Consider the following 23,496-nt stretch of genomic DNA (forward strand, 5'->3'; position numbering starts at 1 on the left):
ACTTGCTGAATAATGGTAAAACCCTTTGAAAATAAGGCTTTTGACCTGTTAAAATCTGATGTTAGTGCAAGAAAATAGGATTGGGACATTCAAAAACCTTGCATTATTCTCTTCGTAGTACATAAACTGGTAAAAAAAAAGAGGGCAACAAAGCCTGAAACGACCGACTCCTGACGACCGGCTACTGACTCCTACCCCCACGAAAAACTTTTTCAGCAAACCCTAATTACTAGCTTGCATAAATGAGATGCTCCCTGGAGATTCGTGCGATCGCTCTGTATAATCAATGATCCCGAACCTTGGTGATTAAAAAAGCGTTAATTGCTTTTTTATCACTGTTCTCTGCTTGAGAGAGAAAAAAACCTTAACCGAGTAGTATTGACTCCCCCCTCATCACCCCAGCAATTTGTCGGTCTAACTGTTCTAAATTTTCCGCTGGTTCAAGGCAGCATAACCCTTGACAAATTAACCCAAATGTGCTAGAGGGCAAACTGGCATCGACTCGATACACCGCAGTGGGCAAATAGCGACTTAACAGCGACTCGATCGAGCTTTCCGGGGCGCGCAGACAGAAACCGTGACGATAGTGATCGAGGGCAACAAATAAACTGGGGCAAGCGGTGGGGGACTCTTCTAGGATGGTACTAAAAGATTGCAAGGCCTTTTCGGCCCGATCGAGATATTCTAGATTTTCCGTCAATCGCGACAGACGCAATAAATTAGCGATCGCAATTCCGTTGGCCGAAGGGGTGGCATTATCCGTATAACCCCGTTCTCGCACGATCAGATCGAGACTATGATCAGAAGCAGTATTAAAATATCCCCCCTCATCCTCGGCCCAAAACCAGCGATCAAATTCCCCCTGTAAATCGATAGCCGCCTCTAACCAGCCAGTTTCTTGCGGTTTAGCGGTTTGCAAGTCCAGCAAAGCCTTAATAAAATAGGCAAAATCCTCCGATTGGGCCAAAACCGAGGCCTGACCCTGATAATTCAAGCGCTGAAAACGTCCATCTAACCACTGATGCTTGAGAATAAACTCGGCCGCTTGAGTAGCCATTTGCCAGTACAAAGGTTCGCTAAAGACGGCAAAGGCCCGGGCTAAACCAGAAATCATCAAACTATTCCAAGCGACAATCATTTTCGTATCCGTTACCGCCGGAATGCGTCCCGGCCAAGAGACAGTTTTCGCCTCCTGATTGTCTCTGGCCGGGGGAAAAAGAGCTAATTGGGCTTGAGAACTGCCATAACGCCGAATAAATAACTTATCGAGCATATTTTCTATCTCCTCCCCTAATTCTCCCCCTTGCCGACGTTGCAGGACATTACGACCCTCAAAATTCCCCTCGGCAGTGACGGTAAAATTAGCCTGCAGCAGCCCCAATTCCTCGGTCGAGAGATAATCCCTTAACGACCGATCCGACCAGACATAAAAGGCCCCTTCCTCCGGCTCCCCATCCGTGGCCTTCTCAAAACTATCGGCATCTTGGGCCGCATAAAAATAACCTTCTGGGGCGGTCATTTCCCGTTTTAGCCAGTTAACCGTGCCTTTAATCCCTCTCTCAAAGGCCGCCTCTCGATCACCCGCACTCCACAAATTGGCTAAATATTCGACAATTTGCCCGTTATCGTAGAGCATTTTTTCAAAATGGGGAACTGTCCACGTCGAATCCACCGTATAACGATGGAATCCTCCCCCCACATGGTCATAGATTCCCCCCAGGGCCAGATCTTCCCCCCGTTGATAGGCCGCTTGCCGGAGGGAATCGTCAAAATCGTCACCAAAGCGACTACCCTGCAAAGCCAGATGAGAATATGGAATCATCGGAAAACTGGGCCGACCGTAATTATTGGGATTAACCCGAATCACCGCCGTATTTGTCTCGATTCCTGTGGCTAAAAGGTAAGGAGCGGCTAAATTGGTCTCTGCTCGGGGTAAAATAGCTGATTGACGCAGTGCGCCCAGCATTTCGGCCGTAAATTTGCTTAATTTCTCCTTTTCCTCGTCATAATAACGACGTACCGATTGCAACACTTGCAGAAAACCGGGCCGGTTAAAGCGCGGTTGCACGGGAAAATAGGTGCCACCATAGAAGGGAATTAAACTATCCGGTGTTAGGAAGACATTCAGAGGCCAACCCCCTTGACCGACCATCATCTGCAATGCTTGCATATAGATACTATCGATGTCCGGTCTTTCCTCGCGATCAACTTTGATCGGTAAAAAATAGTGATTGAGATAATCGGCAATGGCCCGATCGGAAAAAGCTTCTCCTTCCATAACCGTACACCAATGACAGCTAGAATAACCGATCGAGAGAAAGATCGGTTTATCTTCCCTCCTGGCAATTTCTAGGGCGCTGTCACACCAATACCACCAATCGATCGGGTTTTCGGCGTGTTTTCGCAGGTAAAGACTTTCGGATGCAGCCAGATGATTAGTCATGGGAAAAGGGGATTTTTTGCTCTTGCTGCTTATTAGTTTAAGCTAATTAGAGACTAACCGGAATCAAGCCTCTGCTTATGCTGAAAACTTCGATCGCCCTAGGATTTTTTCTCACTCAATCTTTGCCCCTTAATCCGCAAGTACAAGGGGTGGCTAATCATTTAATTGGGGTTATGGATACGACGCAACAAGCGCAGACTAACCCCCGCATTGCTAAGGTGCAAATGATTACCTGTGCCGTGGATTTTTCCCCCAAACAGGATAGTATTTATCTTTATCAGGAACAGGCAATTATCGATCGCTTAAATCAACCCTATCGTCAAAGAATTTTAGTCATTCAACCTAGCCCCGATAATTCCACTGTGGAATCAAAAGCCTATAAGTTAAATAATGCCCCTAACTTTATTAATTTTTGTAACAAAGACTTGACAGAAAGAAGATTAAATGTATCAGATTTGGCTGAGTCGGTGTGTACTGTGTTTTTAAAACCGATAGCGGGGGGTTATCGGGGAGAAACTCCCCCCCAGGGTTGTCCCACTAATGTCAGAGGTGCGGTGAAAATAACTAATACAATTATTCTACATTCCCAGGGCATGGATACCAGCGATCGAGGTTATGATAGCCTTGGGCAGCAGGTATGGGGAGCGCAGGATAATTTCTATCAATTTCGCTGGCAAAAACCCTAAAATCGGCTTTCCTGTTTCATTAATGCCACATCGGCAGCAAAATAGGTCAAAATCAAATCGGCCCCCGCTCGTTTCATACTGATTAAAGTTTCCAAAATCAGGCTTTTTTCGTCAATCCAGCCCTGTTTTGCCGCCGCTTTAATCATTGCGTATTCACCACTGACGTTGTAAGCGGCGACGGGAAGATGGCTACTATCGCGCAGACGACGGATAATATCGAGGTAGGCCAGAGCAGGCTTAACCATAATAATATCTGCCCCTTCTATTATGTCTAAACTGGCTTCCCGTAACGCTTCCCGACTATTAGCCCCATCCATTTGATAGGTTTTCTTATCACCAAATTTTGGTGCTGATTCTAAGGCATCTCGGAAGGGACCATAATAAGCAGAGGCATATTTAGCCGTATAAGCGAGAATTCCCACATCCAAATAGCCAGCCGCATCTAAAGCTCGACGGATCGCCCCAATCCTACCATCCATCATATCGGAAGGAGCGACGAAATTAGCCCCGGCTGCCGCTTGCGAGAGCGACATTTTCACTAAAACTTCTAGGGTTTCATCATTGAGAATTTTACCGTCCTCCACAATACCATCATGACCATAAATCGAAAAAGGATCGAGGGCAACATCGGTAATAATAATTATTTCAGGGACTTCTTTTTTAATCGCTTTCACCGCCCTTGGCACTAAACCATCGGGATTATAACTTTCTCTACCGAAATTATCTTTTTTATCTTCGGCAATCAGGGGGAAAAGAGCGATGGCATTAATGCCTAAATTATAAGCATTAACCACTTCTTTGAGCAATAAATCAAGGGAATAACGATAACAATCGGGCATAGAAGGAATAGCAACCCTTTGATTTTCTCCCTCCATGATAAAGAGGGGATAAATCAAGTCATTAACGGTTAATTCAGTTTCACGAACAAGACGGCGAATCGCTGGAGTATAACGAAGACGACGGGGACGAATCAGCATGATAACAGCGCGTCAAAAATAAAAAGTAAACAGTAAATAGCTGGTTTTGCTCTGGTTTTTTACCTAGGCAAAAACCGGGGATAGGACGATCAAATAATCCTGATCCCCCTGACTAATTAGTGAAAATCGGGACTATGACGAATCAAACTCATAAACTCTTGACGAGTCTTAGCAGAATCGGCAAAAATACCGCGCACGGCACTCGTAGAAGTCCAAGAACCGGGTTTTTCAACCCCGCGCATTACCATACACATATGAGTCGCTTCAATCACCACAGCTACCCCTTGAGGTTGTAGTAATCCTTGCAAAGCATCGGCAATTTGTGCGGTTAAACGTTCCTGTACTTGCAGTCGTCTGGCGTACATTTCACAGATGCGGGCAATTTTCGATAAACCGATCACTTTCCCGTTAGGAATATAGGCAACATGAGCGCGTCCGATTATCGGTAAAATATGGTGTTCACAGGAGCTAAACATATCGATGTCTCGGATTAAAACCATCTCGTTAGCATTCTCGTGAAAAACTGCCCCATTCAGCAATTCATCCAGGGATTGCTGATAACCAGAAGTGAGAAATTTTAGGGCTTTTACTACTCGTTTAGGAGTGTCTCGTAAACCTTCGCGATCGGGATCTTCTCCTGATCCTAACAGCAGTGTTCTTACCGCTTGCATCATCTCGGCTTCCGATACCGGCGATTTAGGTTCGGTAATCACTTCGGGAAAGTGATTGTAGTCATCATTGTCGAAAATTGCTTTGGACTTAGCTAAGGTCATAGATATTTTTACAGACTCCAATAGTTAATTGATCGGCAAAGTTTTCTGATTTTACCAATTGTCAATAAATACCCTTTGCTAGAGTATTTATTTTTCTGGGCATCTAGACGATAACTAATGAAAGCTATCGGTTTATTTCCTCGTCTTTGGGGTTATCTCCGTGGGGAAACCTGGAAAAATTGATTTTCCTAGTCACCGAAAAAGTCTTGAGTATCTCCCTAGTTAATTGAGGGCAGAGTTCTACTGCATAATTAATTTATTTTGTCAAGTAGTTCATTTGTTTGTTAGGGCAGGTTTCCTAGAATGATAATCGTTATCATTTTAACAAAAAATTTAGATTTACCAACAAAAATTTTGTCGCCAGATAAAGATAGTCCCGTTAAGCTATTTAACTTATTTTGAAGATGTAGAGAGATTTTGCGATTTTATCGCTTATATTCAGCAATATTACTGATTTTTTGGTATTCTTCCTCCGAGTATAAATCCGCCAGAGAAGCAAGGCGATCAAGAAAGAGGATTCCTTCCAGATGATCGTATTCGTGTTGAAAGATGCGCGCGACAAAATCCCTGAAAACTTGACGGATTTCGCCACCATTGCGATCGCAATAGGCTACCTCGATCCACTGATGACGGGGGACAAAACCGCGTAAATTGGGGACACTGAGGCAACCTTCCCAACCCTTGACCATTTCCTCGCTGACCCGCAAAATGCGAGGATTAATCACGGCAGTGGGTGGCATCATCGGAGCGTCGGGATAACGAGGATTGGGGTGAGAAGCAACGATAAACAGACGCAGAGACCGAGCAACTTGGGGCGCGGCGATTCCCACCCCGTGGGCAGCTTGCACGGTGCTAATCAGGGAATCGATCAAATTTTGACAGTCAGCATCGAGAAGATTATCGATCGCTGCTGCTTTTTGCTGTAGAATTGGATTTCCTAATTGGGTGATTGTTAAAACTTGCGTCATCTGTCTAAAGATTAATTGTTTCGCTCTGAAAATCATTTTATCTTGAGGGGAAAAATCTCGCTAAACTGATAAGGTTTCCCCGCAGCAGCACTAGAGCAACTTTGTTAATCAAAATTAACCGTGGATAGGCGTTGGGTTTCATGCTTCAACCCAACCTACGTTCATCTTATATTTAATTACACCCACCCACTTAATCAAAATTAACCGTGGACAGCAGCGCCCAACAACTTTGGCATAATCTCCTAGAGCGTCTAAAATTACTATTAACCCGTCCCGCTTTCGAGACTTGGTTTCAAACGGCGACGGTTAAAGAATGGCAAAACGATCGCTTAGTAATTCAGGCTGCCAATCCCTTTATTCTTAACCATCTTCAGAAAAATTATCTGTCAACAATTGCCGAAGTAGTGCAGGATATCGTCGGTTATCCCGTCGAGATTCAACTCACGGCACAACAGGGCGATTTGATCGCTATTTTCCAGCCTCACACTAGCTTAGAATCAGAATTATCTCCCACCAATCAACTTAACCCTAAATATAATTTTTCCCGTTTTGTTGTCGGGCCAACTAATCGCATGGCCCACGCGGCCGCTTTAGCGGTGGCGGAATTACCTGGACGCGAATTTAACCCGCTTTTTCTCTGTGGTGGGGTGGGGTTAGGTAAAACCCATTTAATGCAAGCGATCGGTCATTATCGTCTAGAATTATATCCCCAATCTAGGGTTTTTTATGTATCGACGGAACAATTTACGAATGATTTAATCACCGCTATCCGTCAAGATAGTATGGAAAGTTTTCGTAATCATTATCGCCATGCGGACATATTATTAGTGGATGATCTGCAATTTATTGAAGGAAAAGAATACACTCAAGAAGAATTTTTTCATACCTTTAATACCCTGCACGAAGCGGGAAAACAGGTAGTTTTAGCCTCCGATCGCCTCCCCAAACAGATTCCCAGTTTACAGGATCGTTTAATTTCTCGATTTTCTATGGGATTAGTCGCCGATATCCAAGCACCGGATATCGAAACTCGCATGGCAATTTTACAAAAAAAGGCCGAGTACGAAAATCTGCGTCTCCCAAGAGAAGTTATCGAATATATTGCCGTTAATTATACTTCTAATATTCGCGAATTAGAGGGGGCATTAATCCGGGCTACCACTTATATTTCTATCTCTGGATTGCCGATGACGGTAGAAAATATCGCGCCGGTTTTAAATCCACCAATGGCCAAAATTGCCACTTCTCCTGAGATTATTATGGCGGTAGTAGCGGAAAAGTTTCAACTCTCGATCGCCGATCTAAAAGGAAATTCCCGCCGACGAGAAATTAGTTTTGCCCGACAGATTGGGATGTATTTGATGCGTCAACACACGGATTTAAGCTTACCGCGCATTGGCGAAGAATTTGGCGGCAAAGATCACACCACCGTTATTTATAGCTGTGATAAAATCAACCTTTCCCAACATCAAGACCGACAATTACAAGAAATCTTAGCCCAACTAATCGAGCGAATTAACTCCCTCAGTCGCAATCAGTAGTCGGGGGTAATTATGAATGATGAATTATCAATTATGAATTGGGGAGATGGGGAGACCACTTCGTGCGCGTTGCGGGGGGAGATGGGAAAGTGGGAAGTATTTTCAGTGAACTGAAAACTCGCATCTGATCACTGATAACTGATAACTGATAACTGAGATTAACTACAGGAGAATAAACTGGCAATTGTAGCGATGAGACGAGAGGTCATGGGTAAACTATCGATCACCATAGCTGTACATAATAACATCATGTAAAGAATGGAATATTTAAACAGCGATCGAGCGATATCCCGATCAAAAGGATTCTGTTTTAATCGCCAAGCTTTTTTCAGGAAAACAAACCCTAAAATTAAAGCCGCTACACCATAGACCACACCACAGGCAGCCAAGGGATAAATCAGGAGGAAAGTGAAAGGAACAACGATTAAAGTATAGAGCCAAATCTGCTCGCTAGTGGCTTCTTCCCCTTTAACTACGGGCATCATCGGTATATCTACTTCTGCATAATCATCCTTGATCATTAAAGCCAAAGCCCAAAAATGGGGAGGAGTCCAAAGGAAAATAATGGCGAATAAAATCCAAGGAATCCAACCGAGATCGCCCGTTACTGCCGCCCAACCGACGAGGGGAGGAATCGAGCCAGCTGCGCCACCGATAACAATATTTTGGATACTATGACGCTTGAGCAGATGGGTATAAATCAGCATATAAAATGCGATACCGGTCATTGCTAAAAATCCGCTCAAAGTATTGACAAAAAAGACAAAAAGTGCTAGGGAAAGGGAGGCTAAAACGAGGGCAAAAATGAGGGCGTGGAGGGGTTGCACGCGACCGGAGGGGATCGGACGGGCGCGGGTGCGAAGCATGGTGTGATCGATGTCGCGATCATAGATGCAGTTTAAGGTTTGAGCGGCGGCGGCGGCGAGAGTGCCACCGAGGAGAGTAAGAAAGAGTAATAGGGGGGAAACCTGACCTTTAGAGGCGATTTCCATAGAAGCGGCTGTAGTAATCAGCAGTAGAGGAATAATTCGCGGTTTGGTGAGTTGATAATAACTTTTAGCGACTTGTAAAAAATTATCGTGGTGGCGAAGGGCTTGAGTTCCAGTCATCGTGATTAAATCCTTAGAGATGGCTTATAGGCGCGAAAGAACGATCGCGAAGGGCAAAAGTGGTAAAAGCGACGAGGGTTGCCAGCAATAGCGCACCGATGCTGTGGTGGGTAATGGTTAAGGGTTCCACTTGGAGATGTAGTTTCAGGGTGGCAACGCCTAAAAACACCTGTAGGGCGACTAATCCCCCGGCGCTAAAAGCTAGTTTTTTGAGGAGAGGATGGATAGCGGCAGCTCGCCAAGCGAAGAAAACTAGGGTTAACACCGAGATAGTGGCGGGAAAAACCCCGATAATGTGGCTATTCATCACGGTGCAGAGTTGGGAAACCGTTAAACACTGATGGGCCGCCCAACGGGAACCGACGAGACCGCCGAGGAGACATTGCAGATAAACTAGACCGGTGGCGACCATTCCCATCCCGGTTAGTTTCCCGACTGTACCTGTGCCACGGTAGGGAGTCAGACCGATAGCAATGACGATTAGGGTGGCAAAAAAGAGCAAAGCTGTGGCTAAATGGGCCGTTACGATGTCAAATCGCAGTAATTGGGTCACGGTTAATCCTCCCAGGACTCCTTGCAGGAGAATTAAAGCCAAAGCAGCGATCGCAGAGGGGAACAGCCAAGGGGGAAGATGGCGACGGTACCACCAAGACAGACCGACGAGAGCGAGCGTACTAAACCCGATCAAAGAGGCATCGAGACGATGAAACCACTCCAGAAATACCTGTAGATTCATCTGCTGACTGGGAATCCATTGACCGTAACACAGCGGCCAATCGGGACAAGCTAAACCGGCGTTCATAACTCTGGTGGCAGCACCCACCACCATTAGGGCGAAAGTAGCGATCGCAATTTTCCAGACTAAGCGGCGCATCCACACCTGAATATGGCCGGTTTCTCTTCGGGGTGTCGGGTTAAAAACAGATTCGGTCATCGGTTTGCCTGTTCTCAAGGAGTCTGTCATCAAAGATCATGGCTTTGTTTGCCAGTTAGTTATCACTGTGAATGAGTTTTTTTACGACAGGTAAAAGCTTTTAGATATTCTTTAGATTTCTGGCCATTTCCGTTACATTTGTTTACATAAACTCAGAATAAGATATAAAAATTAGTTATTTAAAATACTTTCCCTGAAAACGATCCCAAAGAAAAGATAAAATTCTCAGAAGATGCTGGTTAAATTTCCCATCTATAGGGGAATCATGTTTTAGCCTTGAATAAGTAGCCACTATTGAAAATATTGAAAAGACCGTGAAAATTCCCAGCAGTATCCTGACGCTCGTACTCGGGATCGCCTTGACCTTAATTAGTCTCTGGTATGGCCAAAATCATGGCTTAATGCCTGTGGCCGCTTCCGAAGATGCTCAGGAGATAGATAATATCTTTAATCTGATGATGACCATCGCCACGGGACTATTTTTAATAGTTGAAGGCGTGATCATTTATATAGTGATTCGCTTTCGCCGTAAACCGGGGGATCAAACCGACGGGCCGGCAGTGGAGGGCAATGTACCCCTAGAAATCTTCTGGACAGCCATCCCGACGGTAATCGTTTTTATCCTTGCCGTCTATAGCTTCGAGATTTATAACAATATCGGCGGTCTCGATCCCTTGATTTCCAAGGGTGGCAAAGGAGAAATCGCCCACCACGGTCATCACCACGGCACGATGATGGCCCTGGGCGGCGATCGCAGAGTAGCCCTAGGTATCGGCAATTCCTACGATGGTGAAGGAGTTCCCCCCCTAGTGGTCAATGTTAAAGGCATTCAATACGCTTGGATCTTCACCTATCCCGAAACTGGCATTGTTTCCGGGGAACTGCACGCTCCCGTCAATCGCCCCGTGCAACTGAATATGGAAGCGGGAGATGTGATCCATGCTTTCTGGGTTCCCCAATTGCGTCTAAAACAGGACGTTATCCCCGGACAGGAAACGGTGTTATCGTTCACATCCAACCAAATTGGTCAATATCCGATCATTTGTGCGGAACTTTGCGGGGCCTATCACGGCGGCATGAAATCTAGCTTTGTAGTTCACTCCCAAGCCGATTACGACCAATGGGTGCAGGATAATACGATCGCCGAAGTTGACAGCGATCGAACTGTAGCCATGACCACTAAAGATCGCTCTGATAGTCAATATTTGACCCCCTACACCGAAGAAATGGGCATCGACGCTGAAATCCTCGCCCAAGTTGCCCATCAGCAGCAAATGTAATTTTTCTTGTCATCTAAAATCTTGGCCTTATGACAGCATCAACGGAAATAACCACCCCAGCAACCGTTCCCGAGGTGATCCATCACCGCAAGTGGACAGATTACTTTACTTTCTGCACCGATCATAAAGTCATCGGTATTCAATATCTGGTGACTGCCTTTCTTTTCTTCTTTATTGGCGGTGCTTTCGCGGAAGTGCTGCGGACAGAATTAGCCACTCCCGACCCCGATTTCGTCTCCCCAGAACTATATAACCAATTCATGACCATGCACGGAACGATCATGATCTTTCTTTGGATCGTTCCGGTTGGGGCGGGTTTTGCCAATTATCTCATTCCCCTGATGATTGGGGCGGAAGATATGGCTTTTCCTCGTCTTAACGCTGTGGCTTTCTGGCTTAATCCCCCCGGCGGGCTGCTATTATTATCCAGTTTCTTTGTCGGCGCACCCCAGTCTGGTTGGACTTCCTACCCACCTTTAAGCTTAATTAGCGGCAAATGGGGCGAAGAATTGTGGATTTTGAGCCTTTTATTGATCGGGACTTCCTCGATTTTAGGCTCGATTAATTTCATCACCACGATCCTGAAAATGCGGATTCCTGAGATGGATTTGTACAGTATGCCGCTATTTTGTTGGGCAATGCTGGCCACCTCGACTCTGGTACTGCTTTCCACCCCCGTTCTCGCTTCTGCTCTCGTTCTCTTGTCCTTTGATTTAATCGCCGGCACGAGCTTTTTTAACCCTGCCGGCGGCGGCGATCCGGTGGTTTATCAGCATATGTTCTGGTTTTACTCCCATCCTGCCGTTTATATCATGATCTTGCCCTTTTTCGGGACGATATCGGAGATATTACCAGTTCACGCCCGCAAACCGATTTTTGGTTATCGAGCGATCGCCTATTCCAGTCTCACCATCTGTTTCTTGGGTTTAATCGTTTGGGCCCACCATATGTTCACCAGCGGCACCCCCGGCTGGTTACGGATGTTTTTCATGGCGGCAACTATGTTAATCGCCGTTCCCACGGGCATTAAAATCTTTAGTTGGTGTGCCACTCTTTGGGGGGGTAAACTTAGTCTCAATACGTCTTTATTATTTGGGATCGGTTTCCTGTCTTCCTTCCTCATCGGTGGTTTGACCGGGATTATGTTGGCTTCTGTTCCCTTCGATATCCACGTCCACGATACCTATTTTGTCGTCGGTCACTTCCACTATGTACTATTTGGTGGTACGGCAATGGCCTTATTTTCTGCCGTTTACCATTGGTTCCCGAAAATGACCGGACGGATGTATAACGAGACTCTCGGTCGTATCCACTTTGTTCTCAGTTTTATCGGTTTGAATTTAACTTTCATGCCGATGCACGAATTGGGATTATTGGGTATGAACCGTCGTATTGCCCTGTATGATGTGCAGTTTCAGGATTTAAATGTTCTTAGTACCGCAGGGGCTTATATTCTCGGTATATCGAGTATTCCCTTTGCTATTAATATGGTCTGGAGTGCCTTTAAAGGTCAACCCGCCGGTCGTAATCCTTGGCGCGCTTTAACCCTAGAATGGCAAACCTCCTCTCCCCCAATTATCGAGAATTTCGAGGAAATGCCGATTCTTTGGTCCGGCCCCTACGATTACGGTATTGATCTGGAGGAATCAGAAGCAGCGGAATCAGTACAAGATCTCCTCGCCGAAGTGGGCGCCGAATCCCAATAATCAGTTATCAGTTATCAGTTATCAGTTATCAGATGTGAGTTTTCAGTTCACTAATTAGGGGTTGCTGAATAAATCTAAAAACCTTGTTGGATAATATCTTTAGGCTTTTTTGAAATCAAAAAGTGCCCGCCATGGGAGTGGTCGGGGGGAAAATTCAGGTACTTTTTCCCCGAAAATTAGGTAATTGACCCTCTGAAAACGGGTAAAACCCTACACCCTACACCCCACACCCCACACCCTACCCCCACGAAAAACTTTTTGCCGCAAACCCTAATTACTGTTTACTGTTTACTGATCACTGAGAAAAAGCTCCCCGTCTCCCGTGTAAACTAAGGACATTCAATCATGCAAGGTTCAACGCTCGAAGATTCTCAACTCTCTGTCAATTATCATCACGAAACGGTGGAACACGGGCATCATGGCCACCCAGATCATCGCTTATTCGGTGTGGTTTTGTTTCTAGTGGCGGAAAGTTCCATCTTTTTAGGCTTATTTGCCGCTTTCTTGTTCTACCGTACCATGTTACCCGTTTGGCCCCCCGCCGGCACGCCAGAATTAGAGTTAACCCTACCGACAATTAACACAATTATTCTGGTGTCCAGTAGTTTTGTTATGCACATAGGACAAAAGGCGATTAAACAAAACAATAATGCCGGTTTACAATTGTGGTTCGGCATTACTGCTCTGATGGGAATTATCTTCCTTTGTGGTCAAGGATACGAATATTATCACGCTGAATTCGGTCTGACAACTAATGTTTTCACCAGCGCTTTTTATGCCTTAACCGGATTCCACGGTCTCCACGTTACCTTCGGTTTAGTGCTGATTCTATCTGTCCTCTGGCGTTCTCGTCAAAAAGACCACTATTCTAGTCAATCTCACTTTGGTGTGGAAGCAGCAGAATTATACTGGCATTTCGTCGATGTGGTCTGGATTATCCTGTTTTTACTGGTGTATATCTTGAGATAATTTTTGTTATTTACTAGGAGAAAAGGGCGATCAATTGATCGCCCTTTTTTGTATATTTCAATTTATAAGTAGTCGTACAAAATAAATTTCCTAGTGGTGAGAGGGAACTCCGGAACTGCGGAACGGGCAACAGAAAAGAAATACAGCGATTGTTGCTTTACGGAGAAATGGGTAATTAATTTTGTTTAGGTACTTAGCAATTCCTATACTGGTGAGTAGAGAACAGAGCCAATTGATAAATAATATAGGTGGGTTACGGCGAATACTAGATAATTTTCCCTAGCATAAATTGTCGTCGCCTAACCCACCCTACACCTAAAATTAACGACGACCGAATAAACTCCAACCTTTGCCACCACTAACGGCCGGTTCAGCTTTTTCAGCGACGGGAGCAACTTCTGCGGGGGTTTCCTCACCGGAAAGATTAGAAAGATCGTAGTTTTCTACTAGGAAAAGAGACGCTTTTTCAATAGTAGAATGATCCCAGAAAAGGGTGGAAGGTAACTCTTGACCGACCCAATCTTCTAGATCACCCACCATCGTTACCGCATCGATCGAATCTAAACCATAACGGGTTAAAGGTTCAGTCACATTAATCGTTTTGGCATCCAAAGATAACTGATCAGCTAACTGTTTAACTAACCAATTTTGTACCAGATTATTAAGATTGGAGCTGGAGTTCATGGGTTTTTTCCTCGGTAGTTTGTGAATGGGCTAATTGAAAAGGCACGATCGAAAAATGTTGATTTTCTCGATATAATTTCAGCAATTCTTGGGCAACATTTTCTACATACACCTCAGATAGAGTGTAAGGCAGCGGCCGGAGAGTTCGCAGTAATCGGTGTAAACTCAACACCAACCATTCCCCCCGGGCAAAAAATTCACCCAAGATGGAACGATTATAAAGCCAAGTGTGTAAACAAGCAGAAGCAGCGTGTAAAGTACAGTATTTCTTGGCAATCTCGAACAATTCGGGTGATTGGTCGTGACCATACTCGAATTTCGATTGACTAATCTGTTCATCATGAGCATTTAGTTCCTCTAAAACTAAATTACCCAACATCAATAGATTTTCTAATACCTCTGGGTCCACTTCGTCAGAATTTTTCAATCCTTCCAGCATATCAAGGGCAATCTCTAAACCCTGTAGGGAATCATCCATTCCCCGGCCAAATAATTCTAAATTATTGGGTTCAAAGGGAGGAACTGACTTTTCTAGGCTAAAAATCGCCTCTAAACGGCTTTTTAACGCCGACATAGTGCGCGAGTTGCGTTTAGCCCGATATTTGGTTAAAGGACGCAATTGTAGGATTAAAGCATGAAGATTGACGATCGAACTGCCGTCAAACATACTGATAATCGAATTATCCCGCAGTAGCTTCTGGAAGATGCCGAATTCGTGTTCTTCTCGCATATAAAAACGCGATCCCAAGACCACATAAACACTATTAACCATCTCCTCCAGACGGACAGTAACAAAATATTTTACCACCGAAGCCCAGACGCTAAACTGTTCGGGGATAATATGAAAACCTCTCGCAGCCGGAATCGTCTCGCAATCACAAATAAGGATGTCAAGGAAAGCATCCACGAGAGTGCGCCGGGGTTGGGGCAAATCCACCACAGTTTTGTTATAGATTACCCGATTAACGGCAAAACTGAGGGTAGTTCTCAAAGCGGTATCGGCTGCCCCGTGGGAAAAAGCGGCGCACAACATTCGGGTAATCTGGAAACCTTTCAGGGCTAATTCTAAACCGTCTCCCTCCTCCCGTAAACGCATGGAATCGGGGACGAAACAATCCTTAAAACCAATGCCACTCATATCCGAGGCGCGCACACCATGGGTGTATATTTTCGGCAAATTATAGTATTTTTCGGGGTCTAATTGCCGTTTATCCACCATAAATAGGGTTAAACACTTCGGACCGCCGTTAGCATCGGTTTTCGCCAAAATAAAGGAAATTCCAGAGATAGTCGCCCGGTTAATCGGCCATTTCTCCCCATTGAGAATATAACCTCCTTCCACCTTCGTCGCAGTTAGATCACCATTGATCAGATCGCTACCGTGTTCCTTTTCCGAGTAACCCAGACACATCGCCCCATAGTCATTCATGATAAAACGGGCGAGCTTCTGTTTCTGTTCTGGGGTTCCCGCCATCCAGTTTAAAAACGACCAGAATAGGGTAGTAAAAGCGATGCCGATAGTTTGATCCCGTCGGGAAAGTACCCGCACAAAAGCGACAAATTCCTCAAAAGAGGTAAATTCACCGCCGCAATCGGTGGGAATGTAGTAGTGTTGGAGTTTCCAGTCGTATAACCAGCGAATTTCCTCGTGGGGAAATTCTTCGCTCTCGTCAATTTCGATCACCCGCTTGTAGGATAGAGGGTTATCGGGATTGAGAGGATCGCCTAAGTCTTTTTCCAGTGCTTCAGCAGTCCAGTATTGCTTAAGCTTTTTCATAGTGCCTCTAGGACAGATACAATGTGTTTTTCGTCAATGCCTTCGGTTAGAAGACCCGACCATGCACAAAAATTAATGACCATTCTAGACGTTTGACTGTAGAATAGCAACAATTACGCAATGTGCAACTAAAAACGACAGAATCAGGGGTCCAGAGGATACTTTATCTCTGCCGATTTCTGAAAGCCTTGGCAATCAAGACTAAAAATACAGTGGCACAGGATGTAAATTATGTAATTGTTAAGGAGGGTTAAATTTATGGCCATAATTACAGGAACTAATGGCAACGACATACTGTTTGGTACCGCTGGCAACGACACCCTCGATGGTCTCTTGGGTGCCGACACGATGGATGGTGGTGATGGCAACGACACCTACTACGTGGACAATGTGGGCGACATCGTCAAGGAATTCTACGATGATTCCCTGGGTGGGACAGCTGATACAGTATTTGCCTCAGTCACTTATTCCCTAGCACCAGGGACATTTTATAACCAAGGATATGGGATTGAGAACTTGACCCTGACGGGGAGTGGCAATATCAACGCTACTGGCAATAGCAAAAACAACATCCTCAAGGGCAACAGCGGCAGCAATGTCCTCAATGGTGGTGTGGGTGCCGACACTATGGATGGTGGTGATGGCAACGACACCTACTTCGTGGACAATGTGGGCGATATCGTCAAGGAGGTCTTCGATGATTCCCTGGGTGGGACAGCTGATACGGTATCTGCCTCAGTCACTTATTCTCTAGCACCGGGGACAGCTGGGAACCAAGGATATGGGATTGAGAACTTGACCCTGACGGGGAGTAGCAATATCAACGCTACTGGCAATAGCAAAAACAACGTCCTCACGGGCAACGCCTCGGCCAACACGTTCTTCGGCACCGCTGGCAACGACACGATTAATGGTGGTGCTGGCGTCGATACGGCCAACTACAGCGCTCTGAGCAATGTCGTCACTTTGGGTGCCTTCGGGGTGTTGAACAAGGGAGCGCTGGGTACCGACACCTTGATTGCCGTGGAATCGATTGTGGGCAGCAGCCTGCTGGGCGACACGGTGGATCACAGCGGTGCCAGCGTGGCTCCCGCCACGGGAACGGTTACCAACCTCACCACCGGCGTGGTGAAGGTGAACGGCACGGCCGCGCCGCTGCCCTTGACCTTCACGGTGAGCCAGTTTGAAAACGTCATCGGCAGCAGCTTTGCCGACACGATCACGGGCAACAGCACCAACAATTCCCTCAATGGCGGAGCGGGGAATGACAGCCTCGATGGTGGTGCTGGCAATGATACCCTGATTGGTGGTGATGGCAACGACATCCTGATTGGTGGTGCTGGCAATGACACCCTGACTGGTGGTGCTGGTGCCGATAAGTTCCGCTTCAATTTCCTCTCCGAGAAAGTTGATACTATCCAAGACTTTTTATGGCCAGAAGGAGACAAAATTGAAGTTAGCCAATCGGGTTTTGGAGCCACTTCTCTGAGTCAGATCAGTTACAACGCATGGACTGGATCACTTTCATTTTTAGGGACCGAGTTTGCTATCTTGGCAAACCTTCCAGCTGGTTTTGCGGTTTCTCTTGACGTAGTTCTTATTTAGTAAACCTAGAAACGCTATATATCAAAATTGAGTCATGGATGGAGCCGAAACTTCCTCGCATGACTCAATTTCTTTTTCAACCATATTTTGGAATACCAGCTATTAGTTGTTAAGCAACTGAAGTAAGGTGGGTATTGCCCACCCTATTGTTGTATGGATGTAAGTTGGATTGCAAGCTCCAGTTTTTAACCAGGGAACCAATCTTCATCAAGAATTTTCTCAATTGTCCAAGGACAGTCAACTGGTAAAGTTAATCCACTTTTGCGGCTCGCTTTTCCCAGAGCTTTTTGATAACAATAACCAAACCGTTCTAAGGCATGATTGTAGATTACCTTAGAGCGAAACAGCAAGCTCAATTCCAATCTGAAATTATCTATCTCGTCTGTCCAGTGGGGTAGGTAGTAAGGATGCTTCCAGTAGGCGTAAAGTAGCAGGTGACTGAGGAGTTGAATAAGAAAGCTTTCTGCTTTGTATTTGCGTTCATCAACCATTTCCTCTAATTCCTCGGCTAAAGTTTGCCAATCTAAAGTATTGCGCTCAGGCGATCGCAGTTTTTCTGCCTGGTCTTGCAGCCAAGCTACATAGTCTTTCTCATATAGGGTTTCAGCCATTAATTTTACCTCTATACTAATCTTTTTTTGTCCTATCAAAATATAGCTCTCATTGTATAGCTCAAGCACCAAGAAAATGCTGGTTATTGAAATATTACATCCCATCATTCAGTCAATAGACCTCTGGTAAAAATCAAAAATTGTTGTTAGGGTTAGTGCGATGCCGAAGGCACTGCGTAGCAGTACGCCATCGCTGTAGGGTGCGTTCCCTAATGTGGCTCCTACTGCCGCACCGATAGATTTTTGGGAACGCACCATGCTAATTCATTCGAGCAAGTGATTACAAGCTATACTTTAGAAGGTCATAATCTGAGATTTATTAAACTTCTGAAATGGTAGAGTGAGCAAGGAATCAAGTTCTTTTTTATGTTTCCGATGGGAATCATTCAGACAGAGAATCCCAACGATGGCACTGTTGAAGATATCGAACTAGGAATCCCGCTCGGACAAGCTGAAAAAGTTTACGGTAAAGCGACGTTACCCCTGTGCAACTATATCTTTAGTCTTGATTTACAAGGCTCTCAGAAATCAGCCGAGATAAAGTATCCTCGGGAACCCTGATTCTGTCCCTATTTAGGGCTTGCTGAAAAAGTTTTTCCTGGGGGCAGGGTGTGGGGTGTGGGGTGTGGGGTGTGGGGTTTTATCGATTTTCAGGTGGTCAACTACCTAATTTTCAGGGAAAAAGTACCTGAATTTTCCCCCCAATCACTCCAATGGTCGGCACTTTTTGAGGTCAAAAAAGTCTAAAAACCTTATCCAACAAGGTTTTTAGATTTATTCAGCAAACCCTACATATATTTGCGAAGACTTGAGTAAATGTCTCTGTTTCTACGATAGTCCCGATGAAGCGGCGGTAAAAAGAGCCAGAGAAGTGGTCGGCGCACCTATAGATAGTTTGACCTCGATTGAAAATATTCACCCCTAGGAGAGAACAATTATGCTCGCTCGAGGCTCCGAAATCAGTTCTTTTCTAGAAGAAAGAGCCACTGACCTCAACAACGGTACAGCTAATCTCAACGTCGGTTGGTCCCTAACCAAGCTAGGAGAATCGGGCTGGTTCGGCTATGCTATACCTGAAAGCTTAGGAGGCCGGGGTGGCTCCTTATTACAGGCAGTAGAGGCGATCTCCTCTGTGTCCCAATGCTGCCTGACCACCGGTTTTGTTTTCTGGTGTCAGCGCGTCTTCATTCAATATCTGGCCGCCAGTAATAACACTTACCTACAAAACAAAATTCTACCGGCTGTTCTCAAGGGAGAGATAGCCGGAGCGACAGGACTCTCCAACGCGATGAAGTACCTCGGCGGGATCGAGGAGCTGCGTTTACAGGCAAAGATCGAGGGAGAAAACGTCACTGTTAATGGCTTCCTGCCCTGGGCCTCTAACCTCGACTCTAAGGGAGAATTTATAGTGGCCGTTGCCGCTCAAACTAGATCTGGACAAACTCTTATCCTCGCCCTTCCCTCCTTCGCAGAGGGGTTAAAACGGGGTGAAGACCTACAATTATTGGGTTTACAAGCTTCCCGCACCAGTACCCTTGAATTCGATCGAGTTCAGTTATCTCACGACTGGATTATCAGCTTGGAAGCAGCAAAATTTTTACCCTCAGTCCGCCCCTGTTTCTTGCTGTTACAATGCGGACTGGCCCTTGGCATTACGCGTAAATCCCTCGCGGAGACGGAGAAAAGTTTAGGGGGAAAGGCAGCGGTAGCCAGCGATCGTTATTTCTGCGCCCGGGAGCGTCTGACTCGTCTAGAAAAGAAAATCGAGCAATTCAGCACCCTAGAAAGCTTCGATCTCGGAGGGACACGCCAACTATTCACCCTCAGAGTGGACATTACCCGGTTAGCGGTGGAATCCGTATGGTTAGAAGCGGAAATTAAGGGAGGAAAAGGCTATTTCCGTAATAGCGACACGGCCCGACGGCTGCGCGAGGTCGCCTTTTTACCAGTGTTAACTCCGAGCCTGATTCAACTAGAAAGAGAGTTACAACGTCAGTCCTCTACCGATAAAATTCTCACTGGCGAACTTGATCGAGCGGGGGTGAGGGAATGAGCATCGCCACTGATTACCCCGTCCTCAGCCTCAAAAATCTCCACAAACGCTATAAAACCCGCCATGGCTACCGTACCGTTTTTGAGGATATTAACCTACAGGTGCGCTCCGGTGAGGTAGTTTGTTTGCTCGGAGCCAGTGGTTGCGGTAAATCTACCCTCCTTGCTACCGCCGCTGGTTTGCAAAGTGCCGATGGCGGAGAAATACAATTGCACTCACGACCCCTACAAGCACCAGACATCCGCAGCTCGATCGTCTTTCAATCCCCCGCCCTTTTACCTTGGTTAACCGTTTGGCAAAACGTGGCTTTTGGTTTGAAATTAAAGCGGATGCCCCGCCTCGATCATCAGCAATTGCGCGAAAGGGTTCACACCGCCGTTAAAAGCGTCAAACTAGAGGGCTTCGAGCGTGCCTATCCTCATCAACTATCGGGCGGTATGGCTCAGAGAGTTTCTCTAGCCCGCGTCCTCGCCCGCCGCCCCTCTCTCCTCCTCCTGGATGAGCCGTTTAGCGCCCTCGACGCGATCACCCGTTTCGAGATGCAAAAACTCCTCCTAGAAGTCATAGCTCTCTATAACAGCACGGTTCTCCTCGTTACCCACGACATCGATGAGGCCCTATTAGTAGCCGATCGAGTTCTTCTCATGGGCCGTCATCCGGTGGGCATCCGCCGAGAATGGACGATCTCGATGCCGAAACCCCGTTTCGAGTCAGCGAAGCTTTTGAGTGATCTACGCCAGTCAATTTTTCAAGAATTAGCCCTTGTGATGACACTGTAAATCTATGAACCTACACGATAATTGTGCTTGTTGCGGCATGAGCCGTCGAGATTTCCTGAAACTTTCGGCACTGTTTACCAGTTCCTTCGGAGCAGCGATCGCCGCCGATAATTGGAATCTCCCCGTTAACGCCAATGCCAACGATCAGCCTGTGAAAATCGGTTATCTACCGATTACGGATGCCGCCCCCCTATTGGTGGCCCACTCGCGAAAACTTTATCAAGCCGAAGGTTTAACTGCCGAACAACCGCGCCTATTCCGCTCTTGGGCGCAGATTGTTGAGGCCTTTCTCGCTCGGCAGGTGAACGTTATTCATGTTCTTTTTCCCACCTCGATCTGGATTCGTTACGGGCGCAATTTCCCCGCTAAAATCGTCGCTTGGAACCATACCAATGGTTCAGCCCTCACCGTCCTTCCCGATATTGAAAATCCCAGGGAATTGGGAGGTAAAACGATCGCGGTTCCTTTCTGGTATTCGATTCATAATTTGGTCTTGCAACAACTCTTACAACGTAACGGGCTGAAAATAGTTCGCAAAGCCAAGGACGCGCCGATCGCTTCTAACGAGGTTAATCTAGTGGTTCTCCCGCCCCCGGATATGGTATCAGCCCTCGCCAATAAGAGCATCGGTGGTTATATCGTTGCTGAACCTTTCAACGCAGCGGCGGAAAATCTCAAAACCGGTAGGGTTCTCCGTTTCACCGGCGATGTCTGGAAGAATCACGCCTGTTGCGTTGTCTTTGTTCACGAGGAGGATATTAGGCAACGGAAACAATGGACGCAGAAGGTGGTAAACGCCCTCGTTAAAGCCCAACTCTGGTCCCGGGGCAATCGCTCCGAAGTGGCCCGGATTCTCTCTAAAGATGGTGGAAAATATACGCCTCACCCGCTGCCAGTATTGCAACGGGCGCTTACTTACTATGATCGCAATTTCTATAAAAAAGACGGGGCGATCGAGAATCCAGACTGGCAAGTCAACCGGATCGATTTCCAGCCCTATCCTTTCCCTTCCTATAGGTCGGAACTGGTACGCTTGCTCAAAACCACTCAGGTAGAAGGAAATACGGATTTTCTCCAAAAACTGCAACCCCGACAGGTGGCGCGGGATCTCGTGGATGACTCTTTTGTCCGTAATGCCTTGCAACAGGTGGGCGGACCGAAAGCTTTCGGCTTACCGAATAATCTCTCCCGCATCGAGACGATCAAATTTTAAGAATCCGAACCTATGAAGTCACAATCTTTGACCTCCCCGCCAAGAGCTTTACTACCCTTATGGGGTATCGGTTTTGGATTATTGCTCTGGTGGCTATTTACCAGTCCTCTATGGCACTCAAACCCGATTTTAAATGATTTTTCCCCTGAGCGATCTTTTGTCGCTTTATTACGTCTTTTTGTTGGGGGGGAGATTATGCCCCATATCCTCACCAGTTGCCGCCGGGTTATTGTGGGCTTGGCCCTCGCTAGTGCCATCGGTGTGCCGTTGGGGGTATTAATCGGGTTGTATCGCTCCCTTGAATCGGCTTTGTCAGCCCTATTTCAATTTCTACGCATGATTTCGCCCCTTTCTTGGATGCCTTTAGCGGTGATGGTTTTGGGAATTGGTGATCTACCCGTGTATTTTTTGCTGACGGTGGCGGCCATCTGGCCGATCCTTCTCAATACGGCTGCTGGGGTTAATGCGGTTGATCTCTCTTGGTTGACTTTAGCCCGCAGTCTCTGTGCTACCCGAGGGGAAACGGTTTTCCAGATTATTCTGCCTGCGATCCTCTCCCATCTCTTAACTGGTTTCCGTTTGGCTATAGGTATTATCTGGATCGTTCTTGTCCCGGCGGAAATGCTGGGGGTTAGTGCGGGTTTGGGTTATTATATTCTCGATACACGCGATCGACTCGCCTATTCAGAGTTGATGGCGGTGATTCTCGTTATTGGCGCGATTGGTTATCTGCTCGATTGGGGTTTGCGTCTGGCTCATCGCTCTTGGACGCATCAAGATTAGCCTATTGGTTCAACTATGTGGGAAGTGGGAAGTGGGAAGTCTTGGCGCTTTTCCTTAGTTGAAAGAGCGGGCCAGACGACTAACCCCAGTATGTAATAACTGTTCCAAACTTTGGCGATCGCTGATGGCTTGAAGATTGATCACAAAACAGGTTAAACCCAGTCCAAAGAGGATAAAAGTGGGGGCCATAACCACACCAATCATTAACCAGGTGGCGACGTGGAGAAACATGGTGATGGCGAACAACAAAGCTAGGGAAGCAATGGGGAAGACTTGACGGGTAGGACGACCGAAATAGAGAAAAAGAACGGTTAAAACGGTGGTTACTAAGTTAGCGGGTACTAAAAAGGCACAAATCGAGACGCAATAGTGGCGGGAAAATTCAGCGAGGGTATTAAAATCTATCATTAATATTACTTTACAATTGCCTGAGTCTTAGTACTCTCGATTGTAGCGGAAAATTTACTTGACATCCTCGCCGCCGTAAAACGGACGGCGATTCCCAAACCTCACGATTTGGGTTTCTGCTTCTTTCCCGAAGGATTTTTCGCACCTGCCTTAACAGATTTACTCTGTTCTGGTCTTATGGTCGCTCTACAGACTGA

The 23,496-nt window shown here is 46.3% G+C and carries 23 protein-coding genes and 1 pseudogene; 12 read left to right on the forward strand and 12 right to left on the reverse strand.

What is annotated here, in order from left to right; translation table 11 throughout:
* Positions 1-364: 364 nt before the first annotated feature.
* Positions 365-2,443 (reverse strand): thioredoxin domain-containing protein, encoded by a 2,079-nt coding sequence (locus O9332_RS26020; RefSeq protein ID WP_288027955.1) that lies wholly within the window; start codon positions 2,441-2,443, stop codon positions 365-367.
* Positions 2,444-2,520: 77 nt separating this feature from the next.
* Here O9332_RS26020 and O9332_RS26025 point away from each other — a divergent pair, with 77 nt between their 5' ends.
* A complete protein-coding gene (locus tag O9332_RS26025; RefSeq protein ID WP_002758383.1) occupies positions 2,521-3,129 on the forward strand; it encodes a chromophore lyase CpcT/CpeT in 609 nt (202 codons plus the stop codon).
* Here the strand turns inward: O9332_RS26025 and hemB are convergent.
* The 3 genes from hemB to def all read right to left on the reverse strand — a co-directional run bounded on the left by hemB (position 3,126) and on the right by def (position 5,883).
* A complete protein-coding gene (gene hemB, locus O9332_RS26030) occupies positions 3,126-4,106 on the reverse strand; it encodes a porphobilinogen synthase (RefSeq protein ID WP_002758385.1) in 981 nt (326 codons plus the stop codon). The two genes, O9332_RS26025 and hemB, sit on opposite strands and share 4 nt — an antisense overlap.
* Before the next feature lie 116 nt (positions 4,107-4,222).
* Positions 4,223-4,879 (reverse strand): GTP cyclohydrolase I FolE, encoded by a 657-nt coding sequence (gene folE / locus O9332_RS26035; protein ID WP_288027958.1) that lies wholly within the window; start codon positions 4,877-4,879, stop codon positions 4,223-4,225.
* A 425-nt stretch (positions 4,880-5,304) separates the two neighbouring features.
* Complete coding sequence (gene def, locus O9332_RS26040; RefSeq protein ID WP_288027960.1) at positions 5,305-5,883, reverse strand: peptide deformylase; 579 nt, start codon at positions 5,881-5,883, stop codon at positions 5,305-5,307.
* A 170-nt stretch (positions 5,884-6,053) separates the two neighbouring features.
* Between def and dnaA the strand changes: the two genes are divergently transcribed.
* The gene (dnaA, locus tag O9332_RS26045; protein ID WP_012265465.1) at positions 6,054-7,388 is read left to right on the forward strand and encodes a chromosomal replication initiator protein DnaA; all 1,335 of its coding nucleotides are present in this window, start codon (positions 6,054-6,056) and stop codon (positions 7,386-7,388) included.
* A 158-nt stretch (positions 7,389-7,546) separates the two neighbouring features.
* Here the strand turns inward: dnaA and O9332_RS26050 are convergent, their stop codons facing one another.
* A complete protein-coding gene (locus O9332_RS26050; protein WP_288027962.1) occupies positions 7,547-8,497 on the reverse strand; it encodes a heme o synthase in 951 nt (316 codons plus the stop codon).
* 13 nt (positions 8,498-8,510) lie between these two features.
* Positions 8,511-9,431 (reverse strand): COX15/CtaA family protein, encoded by a 921-nt coding sequence (locus tag O9332_RS26055; RefSeq protein ID WP_288027964.1) that lies wholly within the window; start codon positions 9,429-9,431, stop codon positions 8,511-8,513.
* 314 nt (positions 9,432-9,745) lie between these two features.
* Between O9332_RS26055 and O9332_RS26060 the strand changes: the two genes are divergently transcribed.
* The 3 genes from O9332_RS26060 (at position 9,746) to O9332_RS26070 (ending at position 13,386) form a co-directional block, all read left to right on the forward strand.
* Complete coding sequence (locus O9332_RS26060; RefSeq protein ID WP_149987483.1) at positions 9,746-10,711, forward strand: cytochrome c oxidase subunit II; 966 nt, start codon at positions 9,746-9,748, stop codon at positions 10,709-10,711.
* A gap of 29 nt (positions 10,712-10,740) precedes the next feature.
* Positions 10,741-12,417 carry a cytochrome c oxidase subunit I gene (ctaD, locus tag O9332_RS26065; protein WP_002796801.1) on the forward strand — a complete coding sequence of 559 codons (1,677 nt, stop codon included), beginning with the start codon at positions 10,741-10,743 and terminating at the stop codon, positions 12,415-12,417.
* A 345-nt stretch (positions 12,418-12,762) separates the two neighbouring features.
* Positions 12,763-13,386 (forward strand): cytochrome c oxidase subunit 3, encoded by a 624-nt coding sequence (locus O9332_RS26070; RefSeq protein ID WP_002796799.1) that lies wholly within the window; start codon positions 12,763-12,765, stop codon positions 13,384-13,386.
* Positions 13,387-13,707: 321 nt separating this feature from the next.
* On the opposite strand, the gene O9332_RS26075 is transcribed toward O9332_RS26070, so the two are convergent.
* Complete coding sequence (locus O9332_RS26075) at positions 13,708-14,070, reverse strand: acyl carrier protein (RefSeq protein ID WP_002758399.1); 363 nt, start codon at positions 14,068-14,070, stop codon at positions 13,708-13,710.
* Positions 14,048-15,847 carry an acyl-CoA dehydrogenase family protein gene (locus O9332_RS26080; protein WP_288027967.1) on the reverse strand — a complete coding sequence of 600 codons (1,800 nt, stop codon included), beginning with the start codon at positions 15,845-15,847 and terminating at the stop codon, positions 14,048-14,050. Before O9332_RS26080 ends, O9332_RS26075 begins: the two co-directional genes overlap by 23 nt.
* Before the next feature lie 258 nt (positions 15,848-16,105).
* Here O9332_RS26080 and O9332_RS26085 point away from each other — a divergent pair, with 258 nt between their 5' ends.
* Positions 16,106-17,452, forward strand: coding sequence for a calcium-binding protein (locus tag O9332_RS26085; protein WP_288027969.1), 1,347 nt, complete (start codon positions 16,106-16,108; stop codon positions 17,450-17,452).
* A gap of 185 nt (positions 17,453-17,637) precedes the next feature.
* Here the strand turns inward: O9332_RS26085 and O9332_RS26090 are convergent, their stop codons facing one another.
* From O9332_RS26090 to O9332_RS26100, 3 genes and pseudogenes are all read right to left on the reverse strand, one after another.
* On the reverse strand, positions 17,638-18,063 hold the full coding sequence (locus O9332_RS26090) for a DUF29 domain-containing protein (protein WP_043998986.1): 426 nt from the start codon (positions 18,061-18,063) through the stop codon (positions 17,638-17,640).
* A 108-nt stretch (positions 18,064-18,171) separates the two neighbouring features.
* Complete coding sequence (locus O9332_RS26095) at positions 18,172-18,321, reverse strand: hypothetical protein (RefSeq protein ID WP_162528344.1); 150 nt, start codon at positions 18,319-18,321, stop codon at positions 18,172-18,174.
* A 36-nt stretch (positions 18,322-18,357) separates the two neighbouring features.
* Positions 18,358-18,492, reverse strand: a pseudogene (locus O9332_RS26100) (IS630 family transposase); the annotation flags it as partial.
* On the opposite strand from O9332_RS26100, the gene O9332_RS26105 reads away from it, so the two are divergent.
* From O9332_RS26105 to O9332_RS26130, 6 genes are all read left to right on the forward strand, one after another.
* On the forward strand, positions 18,439-18,624 hold the full coding sequence (locus O9332_RS26105; RefSeq protein WP_223212981.1) for a hypothetical protein: 186 nt from the start codon (positions 18,439-18,441) through the stop codon (positions 18,622-18,624). The pseudogene O9332_RS26100 and the gene O9332_RS26105 sit on opposite strands and share 54 nt — an antisense overlap.
* A 235-nt stretch (positions 18,625-18,859) precedes the next feature.
* Positions 18,860-18,988 carry a nickel-binding protein gene (locus tag O9332_RS26110; protein ID WP_256378313.1) on the forward strand — a complete coding sequence of 43 codons (129 nt, stop codon included), beginning with the start codon at positions 18,860-18,862 and terminating at the stop codon, positions 18,986-18,988.
* A gap of 12 nt (positions 18,989-19,000) precedes the next feature.
* Entirely contained in the window at positions 19,001-20,116 is a 1,116-nt protein-coding gene (locus O9332_RS26115) for an acyl-CoA dehydrogenase family protein (RefSeq protein ID WP_004159514.1), read from the forward strand.
* Complete coding sequence (locus tag O9332_RS26120) at positions 20,113-20,895, forward strand: ABC transporter ATP-binding protein (RefSeq protein WP_004159510.1); 783 nt, start codon at positions 20,113-20,115, stop codon at positions 20,893-20,895. Before O9332_RS26115 ends, O9332_RS26120 begins: the two co-directional genes overlap by 4 nt.
* Positions 20,896-20,899: 4 nt before the next feature.
* Complete coding sequence (locus O9332_RS26125) at positions 20,900-22,108, forward strand: ABC transporter substrate-binding protein (protein ID WP_004159508.1); 1,209 nt, start codon at positions 20,900-20,902, stop codon at positions 22,106-22,108.
* 12 nt (positions 22,109-22,120) lie between these two features.
* Positions 22,121-22,891 carry an ABC transporter permease gene (locus tag O9332_RS26130; protein ID WP_004159507.1) on the forward strand — a complete coding sequence of 257 codons (771 nt, stop codon included), beginning with the start codon at positions 22,121-22,123 and terminating at the stop codon, positions 22,889-22,891.
* 54 nt (positions 22,892-22,945) lie between these two features.
* On the opposite strand, the gene O9332_RS26135 is transcribed toward O9332_RS26130, so the two are convergent.
* The gene (locus tag O9332_RS26135) at positions 22,946-23,299 is read right to left on the reverse strand and encodes a hypothetical protein (protein WP_004159506.1); all 354 of its coding nucleotides are present in this window, start codon (positions 23,297-23,299) and stop codon (positions 22,946-22,948) included.
* Positions 23,300-23,496: the final 197 nt, after the last annotated feature.

This window comes from Microcystis sp. LE19-10.1B, from assembly GCF_027530565.1.
Taxonomy (GTDB): domain Bacteria; phylum Cyanobacteriota; class Cyanobacteriia; order Cyanobacteriales; family Microcystaceae; genus Microcystis; species Microcystis aeruginosa.

Excerpts from the sequence above, each read along its gene's own strand:
- O9332_RS26090 (WP_043998986.1), bottom strand. The coding sequence starts at position 18,063 with ATGGCTGAAACCCTATATGAGAAAGACTATGTAGCTTGGCTGCAAGAC.
- def (WP_288027960.1), bottom strand. The coding sequence starts at position 5,883 with ATGATTTTCAGAGCGAAACAATTAATCTTTAGACAGATGACGCAAGTT.
- O9332_RS26075 (WP_002758399.1), bottom strand. The coding sequence starts at position 14,070 with ATGAACTCCAGCTCCAATCTTAATAATCTGGTACAAAATTGGTTAGTT.
- O9332_RS26050 (WP_288027962.1), bottom strand. The coding sequence starts at position 8,497 with ATGACTGGAACTCAAGCCCTTCGCCACCACGATAATTTTTTACAAGTC.
- O9332_RS26115 (WP_004159514.1), top strand. The coding sequence starts at position 19,001 with ATGCTCGCTCGAGGCTCCGAAATCAGTTCTTTTCTAGAAGAAAGAGCC.
- O9332_RS26120 (WP_004159510.1), top strand. The coding sequence starts at position 20,113 with ATGAGCATCGCCACTGATTACCCCGTCCTCAGCCTCAAAAATCTCCAC.
- O9332_RS26085 (WP_288027969.1), top strand. The coding sequence starts at position 16,106 with ATGGCCATAATTACAGGAACTAATGGCAACGACATACTGTTTGGTACC.
- O9332_RS26020 (WP_288027955.1), bottom strand. The coding sequence starts at position 2,443 with ATGACTAATCATCTGGCTGCATCCGAAAGTCTTTACCTGCGAAAACAC.
- O9332_RS26105 (WP_223212981.1), top strand. The coding sequence starts at position 18,439 with ATGGGAATCATTCAGACAGAGAATCCCAACGATGGCACTGTTGAAGAT.
- O9332_RS26025 (WP_002758383.1), top strand. The coding sequence starts at position 2,521 with ATGCTGAAAACTTCGATCGCCCTAGGATTTTTTCTCACTCAATCTTTG.
- O9332_RS26135 (WP_004159506.1), bottom strand. The coding sequence starts at position 23,299 with ATGATAGATTTTAATACCCTCGCTGAATTTTCCCGCCACTATTGCGTC.
- O9332_RS26070 (WP_002796799.1), top strand. The coding sequence starts at position 12,763 with ATGCAAGGTTCAACGCTCGAAGATTCTCAACTCTCTGTCAATTATCAT.
- folE (WP_288027958.1), bottom strand. The coding sequence starts at position 4,879 with ATGACCTTAGCTAAGTCCAAAGCAATTTTCGACAATGATGACTACAAT.
- hemB (WP_002758385.1), bottom strand. The coding sequence starts at position 4,106 with ATGCTGATTCGTCCCCGTCGTCTTCGTTATACTCCAGCGATTCGCCGT.
- O9332_RS26055 (WP_288027964.1), bottom strand. The coding sequence starts at position 9,431 with ATGACCGAATCTGTTTTTAACCCGACACCCCGAAGAGAAACCGGCCAT.
- O9332_RS26080 (WP_288027967.1), bottom strand. The coding sequence starts at position 15,847 with ATGAAAAAGCTTAAGCAATACTGGACTGCTGAAGCACTGGAAAAAGAC.
- O9332_RS26130 (WP_004159507.1), top strand. The coding sequence starts at position 22,121 with ATGAAGTCACAATCTTTGACCTCCCCGCCAAGAGCTTTACTACCCTTA.
- ctaD (WP_002796801.1), top strand. The coding sequence starts at position 10,741 with ATGACAGCATCAACGGAAATAACCACCCCAGCAACCGTTCCCGAGGTG.
- O9332_RS26125 (WP_004159508.1), top strand. The coding sequence starts at position 20,900 with ATGAACCTACACGATAATTGTGCTTGTTGCGGCATGAGCCGTCGAGAT.
- O9332_RS26095 (WP_162528344.1), bottom strand. The coding sequence starts at position 18,321 with ATGGTGCGTTCCCAAAAATCTATCGGTGCGGCAGTAGGAGCCACATTA.